Below are 13,780 nucleotides of genomic sequence, written 5' to 3'. Positions count from 1 at the left end.
CAACAGAAAATAATATAACACAGGTCCTGTTATAGGGTCAAGTGTTTCATTTTGTTTTTTTTTAGAGACGCAAAAAATCGAGGTGCAGAAAGCATACTGACCTCTATAAAAGATGATTGAAGACGGCCGAGCTCGGCCGTTTTTTTTCTGTTCTCCGATGACGCCTTCCTTACGGTTTGCCGAATCCTGCTACAATGGGGAAGGGATCATCATCGGATTTCCCCCCCGAGCGAGTTGTTTTTCCACGCTCCCATTAATCGACCTGCGCGATAAGATAAACATGTACCAAGCAACCACAAACAGAACACGAGGGGATGAACGGCGGATGAAAAAAGGACTGAAAAGATCGTTGACACTGCTGGCAGCCGTTACGCTCGCTTTCGGCATCGCGGGATGCGCGGGCGGCAGCAATAGCGGCAATACGAGCACCGGAAATGAGACCGGAGCGAACAATGCGGCCGAGACGAAAGGAAATGGCGAAAAGACGAAGCTGGTTTACTGGACCTATCAGCGTCATGACGCGGAGTACATCAAAGCGAAGATCGACGAGTTCAACTCTACGAACCAAGACAACATCGAAGTGGAAATGACGATGATGGCGGAGAACTATCCGCAATCGCTGGATCTGGCTTTCGCAAGTGATCAGGCTCCCGACGTATTCGCGGCCCAGCGGCCGAACGAGTTCTACGCGAAAGGCTATTTCGAGCCGCTGAACGATTATATGACGGACGACTTGAAAGCGAAATTCGAAGGCTTCATCCTTGAAGGCGGCAATCAATTCGACGGCAATATTATTTCTTTGCCGAACGTCGGCAACACGATTCGCCTGGTCTACAATGTCGATATGTTCGAGAAGGCGGGACTTCAGCCGCCGAAATCGCTCGACGAAATGGTCGCCGCGGCGAAGAAGATTACGGAAATCGGCAAAGCGGACGGCATCTATGGCTGGTCGCTGCCATATAAGAGCCCGTCCAGCGCGCTTGGGCGTTCCGCGGAGAAGATCGCGGAGATGAACGGGTTCCACCGTTCCGGCTTCGACTTCAAGACAGCGAAGTACGACTTCACCGGCTGGAAGCCGATTATAGAAGCGTTCCGCCAAATGAGCGCGGACGGCAGCGTGCTGCCTGGCTCGGAGGCGCTTGATATGGACCCGATGCGCGCGCAATTCGCGGAGGGCAAGATCGGTATGTACATCTCCTATTCGACGGAGCCGGGCGTGTACAACACGCAGTTCCCCGCCAAAATTCGCTGGGACGCGACACTGGTGCCTACGATTGACGGCGGAGAGCCGCAGGGCGCCGTCGATCCCGCCGCCATTACTTGGCTGTCTATGAGCAGCGAATCCAAGAACAAGGAAGCGGCATGGAAATTCATGACTTATATGTATCAAGACGAGGTGCTCCGCGGCTACCATGAAGCCGGTCTAGGCATTTCCGTATTGCCGCATGTGCTCGAAGGAGCCAAAGAGCCTTCGGTTCCGGGCATCAAGAGCTTCCTTCCGACCAAATACGACGCCGCATGGCCGATTGCTCCGTCCGGCGTTACGCCGGAAGGAAAAACATGGCATGAAGAGTTCGTGAAATACATTCTGGTAGGCGGCGATCTGGATCAAGTGATCAGCGACCTGAACGCCAGCTACAACGCGGCGCTCGACAAGGCTGTCGCGGACGGCAAAGTGAAGGTTACGGCCGATCCGTCCTTTGACCCGAAAGCTCTGCAGAAATAAGACGAGGATAAATCCCGCATCCGGAGGCTGCCATGATACAGAAATGGAAGAACCATGCGGAAGCCTATCTTTTCGTTACTCCGAGTGTGATCTTGACGGTTACACTCGGAATTTATCCGATTTTATGGGCTTTGCGCTACATGTTTTACGACTACAAAGGCTATGGCGAAGCGAAGTTCGCAGGGCTCTATAATATTAAGCGGCTGTTCCGCGACGACTATTTGTGGGACGCGATCTGGAACACGTTCGTGTTTGCGTCCGGCAAAATGATTCTGACTCTGCCCGTCGCATTGCTGCTGGCGGTTCTGTTAAACGGCAAACTGAGGGGACGCAACCTGCTGCGCGGTATTTATTTCATGCCTACGATATTCAGTACGGCCGTCATGGCCGTCGTATTCTACCTCATCTTCAACTCCTACAACGGTTTGTTGAATCAAATTTTGAACATGATCGGATTGCCCGCGGTCGAATGGCTGAATATGCAGAATGCGATGCTGACCTGTATCATCATCGCGGCTTGGGGAGGCATCGGCAATTACATGCTGCTCTTCCTGGCCGGGTTGCAAGGCATACCGAAGGACGTATATGAAAGCGCCGAGCTCGACGGCGCCACCGGAGCAAGAAGGTTCTGGTCGATCACCATTCCCATGCTGGGCCCGGTTCTAAATATCATTATGATGCTGGCGATTATGAGCGCGCTCGAAAGCTATGAGGCGATTATGGTCTTAACCGGCGGCGGACCGTCCGGTGCGACGGAGGTTATGCATCTCTATCTCTACAAGCTGTTGTTCCCGGTTTCGACGGGCGAGACGATGGCCCAGGATATCGGCTACGGCTCCGCCGTCGCGATGCTGCTGGCCTTGATCGTAGGCGTGATTACCGGTTTGTACTTGTATTTATCCAGAAAGCTGAACGATATTTATTCCTGATTGCAGGCATAAGGAGGAGAAATCATGACGCGCATATCGGGAAGGATTCTGACCTGGACTTTTCTGCTCATTACAGCCGCGCTTCTGCTGCTTCCCATTGCGCTCGCCATGCTCGGTTCGTTCAAGACGAATCAGGAGCTGAACGCGGGCTCGGCGCTTCTGCCGAAAGTATGGCAGCTCGAAAATTATCTCTACACCTGGAAAGAAGCGAAGTTTTCCGTCTATGTGTGGAATAGCGTCATCTATAGTGTCGGGGCGACCATAACGACGGTTACCGTCTGCTCCTTGGCCGCATACGCGGTCGCGCGCAGGTCGTTCCCGGGACGGAAGCTGCTGCTTGGCGTTTACTCCGCCATGATGTTCATCCACATGGGGGTGCTGACGCTGAAGCCCGCTTATCAAATCATGGTGACGCTCGGCCTTCATAAGTCGGTGCTCGGTCTCATTATTATGATGACCGGCGCGGGCGGCACGACGTTTTTTATCCTGTACGCCTTCATCCGAAGCATCTCCAAAGAGCTGGATGAAGCGGCCATGATCGACGGCGCAAGCTCTTTCTATATTTTCTCGCGTATTATATTGCCGCTGTGCGCGCCGGCGCTCGGCGTCGTCGGACTGTTCGCCTTCCGCGGAGCCTGGAACAACTACATTCTACCTCTCGTATTCACGATGTCGCAGCCGGAGCTTCAGCCGATAACGGTCGGACTGGCGAATATTCGATACGGCTTCGGGGGCGCGGTCCAAAGCCATCTGATGCTGACGGGCGCTTGCATCTCGATGCTTCCGATGCTGCTTATGTACATCCTGGCGAATAAGTCCTTCGTTCAGATGAATGTAGGCGCGATAAAGGGTTGATGGGGCTTGTCCCGCATGTTACCATCTATGGCAACTACCTAAAGCGAGGCGGGGAACCTCATGAGCTTCATCTACAAATTATCGTTCCAGCAAAGGATTTGGTTGGCGTTTATCCTGATCGTCTCCGTCGTCGTCTCGGCCACCGGTCTGCTGGCTTATCAGATAGCGGGGAACTTGGCCGAAAACAATGCGGATCGCCTAAGCCGGGATATGCTGAGCAAAACCTCGCAGGCGCTTGACGAGAAGCTGAATAAAGTGAAAACTTCGGTTTTTTCGATGATGATGAACATGGATTACAGGAGAGCGGTAGGCCTGGAGCCGGCATCCGACTTTCAAAACTATTACACGCATCTGTCGGCTCTGCAAACCGTCTTCATCCAGATGAAGCTGGTGGAGCCTCTAATCGATTCGATTCTAGTGGCAACGCCGGAAGGCTCCTACTATGAAACGTCGAAAATCGGTCTGCCACGGGAATCCTTTTACGCTACATCGCTGTATGACTCGGTTGTGACGTCAGAGGAACGCCATATCGAGCTGTGGATCGGGCCTCACGAGGATCCTTTCTATAACGAGAAGGGAGACATGATTACGTTCCTGACGGAAGGAGCGATGAACATGGCTTCCGACAACAAGTACGTTCTGGCGAACGTGAAGGTGGAGGAGCTCACCCGCTATATTAACCGCGATCTAGGCTTCAACGAGGGGCGATTCATCCTGCTCTCCCGGGAAGGAGAGACGATCTCCCCGTCCGGCTCCGGAACCTTTCCGGATTTCGCGCTGCATCCTTCCGTCCAGAAGGCTCTTCAACAAAATGAAGGAAGCTTCCCTTACCACGCGGGCGACAAAGATTATCTCGTTCATTACAAAAGACTTGATTCGGCAAGCGAGTGGGTGCTGTTCAGCGTCCTGCCGAAGCAGAGCATAGCTCAGCAGCTGGGAAGCATTACATGGGTCATTATCATTTTTATCCTCGTTACCCTTATCATCTCGATCTTCTTCGCGCGCCTGCTGACGCGGCTGCTGCTCAGGCCGCTAACCAAGCTTCAGACCGTAATGAAGAAAGTCGAGCACAGCGACCTGGACGTTCGGTTCGAAAGCGAATTTCAAGACGAGATCTCGCAGGTCGGCTTCCGCTTCAACCGAATGCTGGACGAGATCAACCGGCTGTTCCTTGAGGTGAAGGAAGCGGAGACGGAGAAGCGGAGGTCGGAGCTGAAAGCGATGCAGGCTCAGATCGATCCGCACTTCCTCTATAACACGCTGAACACGATTTATTGGAAAAGCCAGCTGCAAGAGCATGAGCATGTGCAGCAGATGGTGCTTTCCTTGTCGAAGCTGTTCCAGCTCGGCTTGAACAAAGGAAGAGAGATGACGACGTTAAAGAACGAGATCACCCATGTGACGCAGTACATAAACATTCAGAAGCAGTGCTATACGTCCTTGTTCGACTTCCGGGTAGACGTGCAGGAAGGAGTAGACCTAACTCAGCCCATCTTGAAAATATTACTCCAGCCGCTCGTCGAAAATTCGATCCTGCACGGGTTTAAGGATCGAAAGGATGGAGGATTCATCCACATTCATATTTTCCAATTCGAAGACCGGCTCGTGCTCGAGGTTGAAGATAACGGCGTGGGATTCGAGCCTGCGGAAGATGAGGACGGCGCGAGGCTGAGCGGGTACGCGCTTCAGAACATCCATAAGCGGCTGGCGCTCCAATACGGCAGCGACGCGGAGCTTGAACTGATCAGCATTCCGGACATGCGAACCCAAGTAACCATTCGTATACCACTACAATCCCGGCAAAGCGGACTAGGAGCGTAAACAGCATGAATACGAACAGTTGGAAGATGTGCGTTATTGACGACGTCGTCGCCGTAATCGACGGGATATCGAGAAGCGTGAAGTGGCAGGAGCACGGTATCGAGCTGGCGGGCACGGCAACCGACGGAGAAGAAGGGCTGAAATTAATCGAAGAGGTGTCGCCGGAAATTATCATTACCGATATTCGCATGCCGAAGATGGATGGCCTGATGTTAACGGAGCGGGTGAGGTCCATACTGCCGTCCTGCAAAATTATATTCATAACCGGATTTACCGACTTCGAATACGCCCAGCAGGCTATCAAGCTAGGCGCGTTCGACTTCCTGGCGAAGCCGTTCTCGCTGGACGAGATTCTGGATGCCGTGCTGAAGGCGAAGACCGTCCTGGAAGAGGAACGGAAAGAGGAGCTGGCGCGCCTCGAGCTCGAGCAGAAGGTGAAGACGAGCCTGCCGATGCTTCGGCAGGAATATATGCAGCTGCTGCTGCATCATCGAGGCGGCGAAGAAAAGACTTGGCAGCGATGGGATTTTCTCGAAATTCCGCTTGGCAAACAAAATTTTGTCGTCATGGTGCTGGAGATGGACGATTTTGCGGAGAAATGCGAGCATATTCCGATCCATCAGGCCGAATTGCAGCGCTTCTCGCTGCAAAATATTGTGGAAGAGACGATTGCCGGTTATACGACAGGTATCGTCTTCCGGGAGACGATGGATCGGTTTGTTGCCGTCTTTAATGAAAACGAGCAGTATGGCAGCCTTATGATCGCGGAGAAGTGCTGTCAGAACATTGAGCGATATACGAGATTTACGGTTTCGATCGGCCTTGGGCTTGGGGTTAGAGACAGGAGTGAAATCTCCGGCTCATACGGCCAAGCGGTAGCGGCCTTATCTTACCATTTCTACACCGGCGGCAACGGCGTGTTCGGCTACCATGAAGTGAACACAAGCGAAAAAAGGCGCCCGTACTGCTCGGTCGACATGGAGAAAGAGCTTCTGTACAGCGTTCGCAGCGGCAACTCTCACAAGGCATCCGAGCTGTTTATGCGGATTTTTGCCGACTTTGAGGCGACGGACGATATGCCGGATCCGGAATATTTTATCAGCTTCTATTATGAGATGGCTTATATGATGATTCGCGTGCTGCTCGAGGTCGTATCGCAGGAGGAGGCGGCCGAGCTGGTGCGGGGCGTGCGAGAACGGAATATGACGGGCATCACGTCGCTCCGGAAGCTGCAGGAAAAGCTGCTTCAGCTATGCTGGCAAATCTGCGAGATGATCGAGCGCTCGCGGGCCAGCGAAGCCTCCGTTATAATCGAGGAATCCGTACGGTACATCCGGGACCATCTGCATGAGGAGCTGACGGTGCAGAATCAAGCTAAGCATGTACATCTTAGCGGGAGCTACTATGCCAACCTATTCAAAAAAACGATGGGCCTGCCATTTGCGCAGTTCGTGACGCAGGAGCGGATGGAGCTCGCCAAAAAGATGCTGATAGACGGGCATCAGGTTCAGGAAATCGCGATAGCGACGGGGTATGGGGACCGGCGTTACTTCAGCGAGGTGTTCAAGAAGCATATAGGCATAACGCCTTCGGAGTTTAAGCAGAAGTATTTGCCGGTATAAGCGAGAATGAGCTTCTATGAGCGCACATGGGAGATGATAGGATGACTAATATTGGGATATGGGTAAGCGCCGAACCTGGGGTTAGGCGGAAGATATTGAATGCGGGCAAGCAGCTGATGATGATGGAGGTGCACTTCGAAGAGAATGCGGAAGGCTATATGCACAGCCATCCGCATGAACAGATGACCTACTGCATGAAAGGCTCCTTCGAGTTTGAGGTGGATGGGACGAAGCATGTGCTCCATGCCGGTGATACGCTTTGCATCCCCGGTCATGCGGTTCATGGATGCCGCGCTTTGGAGCCCGGCATTCTGTTGGACTCGTTCACGCCGCTGCGAGAAGATCTGTTAAACGCAAAGGTAACGTCATAAGCCGCGATTGGCTAACTGGGAGGCAAAGCCGGTGAACGAGTCGAGAAGAAACACGGCGAGAAGCAATGCCCGGCTTCAACAGTTTGGGCACGCATTACAAAGTCTGCGCTTGAAAGCGCGGGAGGCGCTGCTGATCCAGCATGAAGTGTCGAAGAACGAACGAGGCGACTGGGCGCATTATTATCATTGCAGGCACGACGGCTGCGCGTTGACCTTCGATTGGGCGCTGCCGATGGAGCATCGCTGCCCGCGCTGCGGAGAGCTCTGGGAGGGCGAGCCGTTCGATTCCGCTTGGATCGGTCTTGCCCACAGCAAGCGCGGTCAGCTGATGAAGCAGCTGGCCGTCATGCAAGCTCTGGAGCTGGATATGGAAGCGTTATCAAACTTAAGAGACGCGTTTCTCGATTATGCGCGCTATTATGCCGGGTTCGAGGTCCACGGCGATATTCCATACAACGGCCCGGGCAAGCTGTTCGCCCAGACGCTGGACGAATCGCATTGGATCATGGATCTGGCGCTGGCCTATCAATGGGTTGGCGATCAATTCGAGCCGGAAGAACGCGAGTATATCATGATGGGCTTGTTCCGCCCCTGCGCTCATTTCTTGATTGATTATAAGGAGCGCCAAATCCATAATCATGCGGTGCTGATTACCTCGGCAATCTCGATTCTCGGATTTATTCTTCACGACGCCGACATTCAGCGGGCGGGGCTGGATGGCGACTTCGGGTTGTACGACCAAATAGCGAGAGGCGTTCTCCCGGACGGCTTCTGGTACGAGGGAGCGTTTACTTACCATTACTATGCGATGGAGCCGATCCTACAATATGCGCTTACGGTCGAAGGATCGGACTGGGATATTCGGAGGATCCCGTCCGTGAATGACGCTTTGAAGCGCATGTTCGACTTCCCGCTTCGTTTCTTGCTGCCGGGCGGTATGTTCCCGGCGTTGAACGACGCAAGCAAAGTCGTCGGCATCGAGTCTTTTATCCCTTATTACGAGTTTGCAAGCGGCTGGTTCGGGGATGAGCTTTACCGGGAGCTGCTGACGGAAGTGTATGCGGGCGGCAAAAGCCGAGACTCCCTGTTTGCGCTCATATGCGGCAGTCCAATGGAGCATAGGGATGGCGGTCAGCGTCAATTGATCCCTAAGCTGGCATCCGAGTGGCATTGCTCGGAAGGCAGCGGCCTGACGAAGCTGGTGAACCGCCAAGGGTATCATGTGATCGTGAAGCACAGTCCGTTCAGCGGCGAGCATGATCATATGGACCGGCTGGCCCTTTCTTTTGGTTTCGAGGCCTTGCCGATATTCAGCGATCCCGGTACGGTCGCGTATGCCGTGCCTGCCCACTACGACTGGTTCAAGCATACATACTCGCACAACACCGTATGCTTGAACGGCGCCGACCAGCCCCCCGCGGACTGCCGGCTTATCGCGTCGGGCGAAGAGCAATGGGGGCAGTGGGCAGCTTCTTCCGTGTCCTGGGGCAGCGGGGAATATCGCATGGAAGGCAGCATTATTTTGCCGGAGGAGATGTGCCCGTGGAATGAATCGGCGTATGACGGATCTAGCATCACGCGCATTAATGCGCTGACGGATCATTTGCTTCTCGACCTGATCAAAGTGAACGCAAATGAAGGTACGGAGGTTGATTTGCCCTACCATGTCAGCGGCGCAGCCGAATGGGGCGGGAATTGGAAAGGGACGGATTATCGATTAAGCTTGCTTAAGCAGGGGTTGTTCAAGGACAAGCGCAAACGGCCGGCGACGAATGTCGATCGGATGAGCTGGACGATAGGAAAGCTTCGAATGGACCAGCTTTTCTGGAGCTCTGAAGCTTGTACCCTGTATGCCGCGAGAACGCCTGATAATCCGCCCGACCGGGATCGCCAATCATTGATCCAGCGCTTGCGGATCGGCATAGCGGGCGAAGCATGGATCATGAACGTATTCGCCGTCGATGGCACTGACGTTGCTTCCTTTTCCGTCCGGGAACAAGCTGATCAATCGTTCGAATTAACGGTTGGAGGCGGATCGTTCGAAGAACGATTTGTTGTTCGCTGCCTGGGAGAGCAAGTGGAGCTGCGCATGGAGGAGCTGTAACATGAAACAACCTAATATTTTATTGTTAATGACTGACCAACAGCGCTGGGATACGCTTGGATGCTACGGCAATTCCGTTATCGAGACGGCGAACTTGGATTGGTTAGCTTCCGAAGGCACGGTAATTACGCATGCCTACACGCCAAGCCCTTCATGCATTCCGGCCAGGGCGAGTCTGCTGACGGGAATGGATCCCTGGCACACCGGGATACTGGGGATGGGCAGCGGTCAAGGCCCGATGGGCACCGGCTTCCGTCATACGCTGCCGGGCGAGCTGGCCAAAGCGGGCTATCATACGCAGGGGATTGGGAAAATGCATTTTTTCCCGCAGCGTTCGTTGAACGGCTTCCATCATACGCTCCTCGACGAATCGGGCAGAACGGAGGATCCTGGCTTCCTCTCGGACTATAGAGCCTGGTTCGAGCGCAATAAGACAGGCGATTATGGCTTCACCGATCATGGCATCGGCTGGAACTCATGGATGGCGAGACCGTATCATGCGCCGGAATTTTTGCACCCGACGAATTGGACGGTGAATGAATCGATCGCCTTCCTGAAGCGAAGGGATCCGTCCAAGCCGTTTTTTCTGAAAACGTCTTTCGCCCGGCCGCATTCCCCATACGATGCCCCTTCGTTCTACTTCGATTTGTACCGGGGCAAAACCTTGCCTGCGCCGGATGTCGGCGACTGGGCCGGCATACATGACCGAGCGGAAGAAGCCTTCAAGCCGGACGCCTGGAGAGGCGTCCGAAGCAAGGAGGAAATCATGCGCGCAAGGGCTGGTTATTACGGCTCAATTCATCACATTGATCATCAAATCGGCCGGTTGTTTCAATTCATGATTCAGGAAGGCTTGATGGAGAATACGATCATCGTGTTCGTCTCGGATCACGGCGATATGCTCGGGGATCACAATCTGTGGCGCAAAACCTACGCGTACGAGGGCTCGGCCCGCATACCGTTTATCGTCCGCCTGCCTCGATCGTTGGGCCGAACCGTCAAGAGGATGGATGGACCTGCCGCGATTCAGGATGTCATGCCAACGCTATTAGAAGCCGCGGGGATTCCGGTCCCGGAAACGGTGAACGGATTCAGTCTGCTGCCGGCGCTTAGAGGCGACTCGATAAGCTTGAGAAAGTATGTTCACGGGGAGCACAGCGCTTGTTATGCCGAGGAACAGGAGATGCAGTATGTGACCGACGGCAAGATGAAGTTTATTTGGCTCCCGAGGCTCGGAACGGAGCAGCTATTCGATTTAACGGAGGATCCGAAGGAATGCCGCGACGTCGCCGGCAGCGAAGCATATGCTCAGGAGCTTAAGCATTGGAGGAACAGGCTGATAGCAGAGCTGGAGCCCCGCGGTTTGGGGCTGACGGACGGAGTCCGGCTGGTAAGCCAGGTAGGCAAGCCGCCGATTATCTCCCCTCATTACGCCTCGCGTGTCGGAAACAAGATAGGATATTAATGGAACTCTTCGTGGATCTTTGCTTGGGATCAGAAGATTAATAAAGCAAATTATGAGACGTAATGAGACCAGTTGTCGCCACGACTTCTGGTCTTATTCTTTATCCCAGCTTTGGCTTCAGCGGGCTGTAGGACTACAAGTTAAGTTCTTCGCTTCACTATCCCGTCAAATCAGTAGCTAGTATGGGGGGCCACGTGGTTTCATGGCCTTTGCTTCACTATCCCTTCAGATCAGGAACAGGTGAGGATTGTGTGCTACAAATGTATTGATTCGCTATCCTGTCAGATCAGGAGCAGATGCGGAGGCCATATGACTTCAAGTTCTTTGGTTCACTATCCCTTCTACTCAGGAGCGAGTATGGAAGGCCGTGGGGCACCGAGTCCTTTGCTTCACTATCCCATCGGATCAGGTGAATAAAAAAGGTGCGTGGCAGACGGAAATGTTCCTATGGCCATGTTGATTAACGCACTGAGAAGTGGGGATAGCTAGACCTGGAGCTTGAACGACTAGTTGATCCAGGTGAAAAATGAGCTGGTGTCAGAGGCCCTGAGAAGAGGGGATAGTGAGAACTGGTGGTAGAACGACATCGTTAATTCTGGCAAAAGGGAAACGAACCGGTTGGAGGAAACCCCTGAGCAAAGGGGATAGCTAGACAAAGTGGTAGAAAGACATAGTTGATCAAGTCAAAGAAACAAACAGTTGGAGGAGATCCTGAGAAGAGAGGATAGTTAGACCTGGTGGTAGAACGACATCGTTGAGCCAGGCAAAAGAAAGGTGGAAAAATAACAGAATATTGGGGCTGTGGCCAATGATTCACGGGGATAGAGACAGACAGGATAAAAAAGAGCAGGCGCCGTTAATATGACGCCAGCCCTAAGCTTGCAAAGTTTGCTCTTTAGAAAAAATAAAAAAAGGCCCAAGCTCATGCGCTTGAACCCTTTATATGGTGCGGTCGAGAGGACTCGAACCTCCACGGCTGTTACACCACTAGAACCTGAATCTAGCGCGTCTGCCAATTCCGCCACGACCGCATGTCTCAGTGACGTTTTCTATAGTAGCACGGACAGGCCGGACAAGTCAATCATTCGGATAAAGTTTAAATTTTCAGCCTATTCCAACATAACGCGGGGTTCATAATCTTGTCAGGGTTTGGGGATAGTACCTGATATTGGTGCGTGTCAAAGCGCAAGTGCGAATGATAGGAGAGATGAACGCAATGGCAAATTCCCGGCTTGCTACAAAGATAAGAATCGCGGCTATGTGCGCGGTGTTGGTGTCGACAATAGGGTATCCATCCGCGAGCTCGGCCGAGGCGGCATGGAGGCAGGTGACCGATCCCGAATCCTCTTCACCGGCGGCCGATCGGGCGGAGCGTCCGAGCACTCCCGCGGCAGATAGGAAAGTGGCTATCGTCATCGACGATTTCGGGAACGGGATGGCGGGCACGGAAGAGATGCTGAGGCTGCCCGTCAAGTTCACGGCAGCGGTTATGCCGTTTATGCCGACGACCAAAGAGGACGCGGAAGCTGCGCATCGGCTTGGCCATGACGTCATCGTCCATATGCCGATGGAGCCGAATAAAGGCATGAAGCGCTGGCTAGGCCCGGGCGCGCTTACGTCCAATCTTACAGACGCTGAGGTTAGGAGCCGCGTGGAACTAGCGATCGCGGATGTTCCTCATGCGATTGGCATGAATAATCACATGGGCTCCAAGATCACGGCCGACGAGCGCATCATGCGAGTCGTGCTGACGGTCTGCAAGGAGCACGGGTTGTTTTTCCTGGATAGCCGTACAACCTACAAGACGGTCATCCCGAAGATCGCCGATGAAGTCGGCGTGCCGATCGTATCGAATGACGTGTTCCTGGATGACATCTATACGGAGCAGCATATTTCGAAGCAGGTCAATCTGGTTCGCAAGCTGCTCGAGAAGCATGAAAGCACGGTGACGATCGGCCACGTCGGCCCGCCGGGGAAGAAAACGGCATCCGTCCTCAAGCAATCCATCCCTAGCATGCAGTCCGTGGCCAGCTTCGTTCGTATATCGGATATGGTTCGCGCGTCAATGGGAGATCCACTTATAATGCCGAATCCCTGAAAGAATGGCTTGGGCGATCTCGGTCTGGCGCACGGGATTCGTCAACATGTTACGGTCTTCCGCATTGCTGATGAAGCCCATCTCGACGATGACGGACGGCTGATCGACACGGCGCAGCAAATAGAACGGTTTGCCGAGACGGGGGTAGGCGGAGGTTTGCTGCTGCCGGTTTAGAGCATCCTGTAAGCAGAAAGCGAGCAGGGCGCTCTCTCCCGTATTCTGATGGAGCACGAGAGGCCCTCTTTTCCGGCTGCTTTTGGCTGAGTTAACATGCAGGCTGACGAGAAGCTCGCTGCCGATCTCCTTGGTAAGCTGCTGCCGTTGCGCGAGATCCTTACGATGTCTGGAGCGCGTGCGCTGCCAGTTGTTTTCATCGCTTAAGGCATAATCACCTGTCCGGTTCATGACGGCGGGTATGCCTTTGCTTTGCAGAAGCAAATAAAGCTTGCTGGCGATTGCAAGGTTAATGTCCTTCTCGAGCATTGTTCCGTACGACGCGCCGCCGTCTACGCCGCCATGTCCTACGTCGATGATGACCGCCGTACGGGGCAGCATCCATACTTGCCCTTTATCGCCTGTCCGGCCCATCGTCTCGTCCGCCGATGCTGCGAAAGGAAACAGCAGGCAGCCAGCCATGATGATGTTGGTCCAACCGGTATGTGAAAGCCGCAACGATGCAAAAAGACGCGAGATTGGCATGTACACCCTCCCAAACGGATCTGGATCGCAAATAAGATGCGTATGGTTAGCGTGTCTTCTCCGAGGAAAACTCATGCATGGTTACGGCGC

10 protein-coding genes and 1 tRNA gene are annotated in these 13,780 nt (G+C 53.7%); 9 read left to right on the top strand and 2 right to left on the bottom strand.

The annotated features are described in order from the left end of the window. The first annotated feature begins 325 nt into the window (after positions 1–325). Genes NQZ67_RS07765 through NQZ67_RS07730 form a run of 8 tightly spaced genes read left to right on the top strand, consistent with a single transcriptional unit; the run spans position 326 to position 10,893 of the window. Entirely contained in the window at positions 326–1,726 is a 1,401-nt protein-coding gene (locus NQZ67_RS07765) for an ABC transporter substrate-binding protein (RefSeq protein ID WP_257444345.1), read from the top strand. A gap of 32 nt (positions 1,727–1,758) precedes the next feature. Next, the gene (locus NQZ67_RS07760; protein ID WP_257444344.1) at positions 1,759–2,655 is read left to right on the top strand and encodes a carbohydrate ABC transporter permease; all 897 of its coding nucleotides are present in this window, start codon (positions 1,759–1,761) and stop codon (positions 2,653–2,655) included. Between the two features lie 24 nt (positions 2,656–2,679). Beyond that, entirely contained in the window at positions 2,680–3,510 is an 831-nt protein-coding gene (locus NQZ67_RS07755) for a carbohydrate ABC transporter permease (RefSeq protein WP_257444343.1), read from the top strand. A 60-nt stretch (positions 3,511–3,570) separates the two neighbouring features. After that, entirely contained in the window at positions 3,571–5,331 is a 1,761-nt protein-coding gene (locus NQZ67_RS07750; RefSeq protein WP_257444341.1) for a sensor histidine kinase, read from the top strand. Between the two features lie 5 nt (positions 5,332–5,336). Then, positions 5,337–6,953 carry a response regulator gene (locus NQZ67_RS07745; protein WP_257444340.1) on the top strand — a complete coding sequence of 539 codons (1,617 nt, stop codon included), beginning with the start codon at positions 5,337–5,339 and terminating at the stop codon, positions 6,951–6,953. A gap of 41 nt (positions 6,954–6,994) precedes the next feature. Next, a complete protein-coding gene (locus tag NQZ67_RS07740) occupies positions 6,995–7,324 on the top strand; it encodes a cupin domain-containing protein (protein ID WP_257444338.1) in 330 nt (109 codons plus the stop codon). Positions 7,325–7,355: 31 nt separating this feature from the next. Further along, on the top strand, positions 7,356–9,428 hold the full coding sequence (locus NQZ67_RS07735; RefSeq protein WP_257444337.1) for a heparinase II/III domain-containing protein: 2,073 nt from the start codon (positions 7,356–7,358) through the stop codon (positions 9,426–9,428). Between the two features lies 1 nt (position 9,429). Continuing rightward, the gene (locus NQZ67_RS07730) at positions 9,430–10,893 is read left to right on the top strand and encodes an arylsulfatase (RefSeq protein ID WP_257444335.1); all 1,464 of its coding nucleotides are present in this window, start codon (positions 9,430–9,432) and stop codon (positions 10,891–10,893) included. A 944-nt stretch (positions 10,894–11,837) separates the two neighbouring features. On the opposite strand, the gene NQZ67_RS07725 is transcribed toward NQZ67_RS07730, so the two are convergent. After that, a tRNA-Leu gene (locus tag NQZ67_RS07725) sits at positions 11,838–11,924 on the bottom strand. Positions 11,925–12,109: 185 nt separating this feature from the next. On the opposite strand from NQZ67_RS07725, the gene NQZ67_RS07720 reads away from it, so the two are divergent. Then, positions 12,110–12,991 (top strand): divergent polysaccharide deacetylase family protein, encoded by an 882-nt coding sequence (locus tag NQZ67_RS07720; protein WP_257444333.1) that lies wholly within the window; start codon positions 12,110–12,112, stop codon positions 12,989–12,991. On the opposite strand, the gene NQZ67_RS07715 is transcribed toward NQZ67_RS07720, so the two are convergent. Beyond that, positions 12,956–13,690, bottom strand: coding sequence for an N-acetylmuramoyl-L-alanine amidase family protein (locus tag NQZ67_RS07715; RefSeq protein ID WP_306812754.1), 735 nt, complete (start codon positions 13,688–13,690; stop codon positions 12,956–12,958). The two genes, NQZ67_RS07720 and NQZ67_RS07715, sit on opposite strands and share 36 nt — an antisense overlap. Between the last annotated feature and the right edge of the window lie 90 nt (positions 13,691–13,780).

The organism is Paenibacillus soyae (genome assembly GCF_024623455.1).
In the GTDB taxonomy this organism is placed as follows: Bacteria; Bacillota; Bacilli; order Paenibacillales; family Paenibacillaceae; genus Pristimantibacillus; species Pristimantibacillus soyae.
Note: the sequence above shows the minus strand (reverse complement) of the source record. Positions and strands in the feature narration are given on the sequence as shown.

What these genes read in the sequence shown, in the direction of transcription:
- NQZ67_RS07765 (WP_257444345.1), top strand. Translation starts at nt 326, where the DNA reads ATGAAAAAAGGACTGAAAAGATCGTTGACACTGCTGGCAGCCGTTACG.
- NQZ67_RS07760 (WP_257444344.1), top strand. Translation starts at nt 1,759, where the DNA reads ATGATACAGAAATGGAAGAACCATGCGGAAGCCTATCTTTTCGTTACT.
- NQZ67_RS07755 (WP_257444343.1), top strand. Translation starts at nt 2,680, where the DNA reads ATGACGCGCATATCGGGAAGGATTCTGACCTGGACTTTTCTGCTCATT.
- NQZ67_RS07750 (WP_257444341.1), top strand. Translation starts at nt 3,571, where the DNA reads ATGAGCTTCATCTACAAATTATCGTTCCAGCAAAGGATTTGGTTGGCG.
- NQZ67_RS07745 (WP_257444340.1), top strand. Translation starts at nt 5,337, where the DNA reads ATGAATACGAACAGTTGGAAGATGTGCGTTATTGACGACGTCGTCGCC.
- NQZ67_RS07740 (WP_257444338.1), top strand. Translation starts at nt 6,995, where the DNA reads ATGACTAATATTGGGATATGGGTAAGCGCCGAACCTGGGGTTAGGCGG.
- NQZ67_RS07730 (WP_257444335.1), top strand. Translation starts at nt 9,430, where the DNA reads ATGAAACAACCTAATATTTTATTGTTAATGACTGACCAACAGCGCTGG.
- NQZ67_RS07720 (WP_257444333.1), top strand. Translation starts at nt 12,110, where the DNA reads ATGGCAAATTCCCGGCTTGCTACAAAGATAAGAATCGCGGCTATGTGC.
- NQZ67_RS07715 (WP_306812754.1), bottom strand. Translation starts at nt 13,690, where the DNA reads ATGCCAATCTCGCGTCTTTTTGCATCGTTGCGGCTTTCACATACCGGT.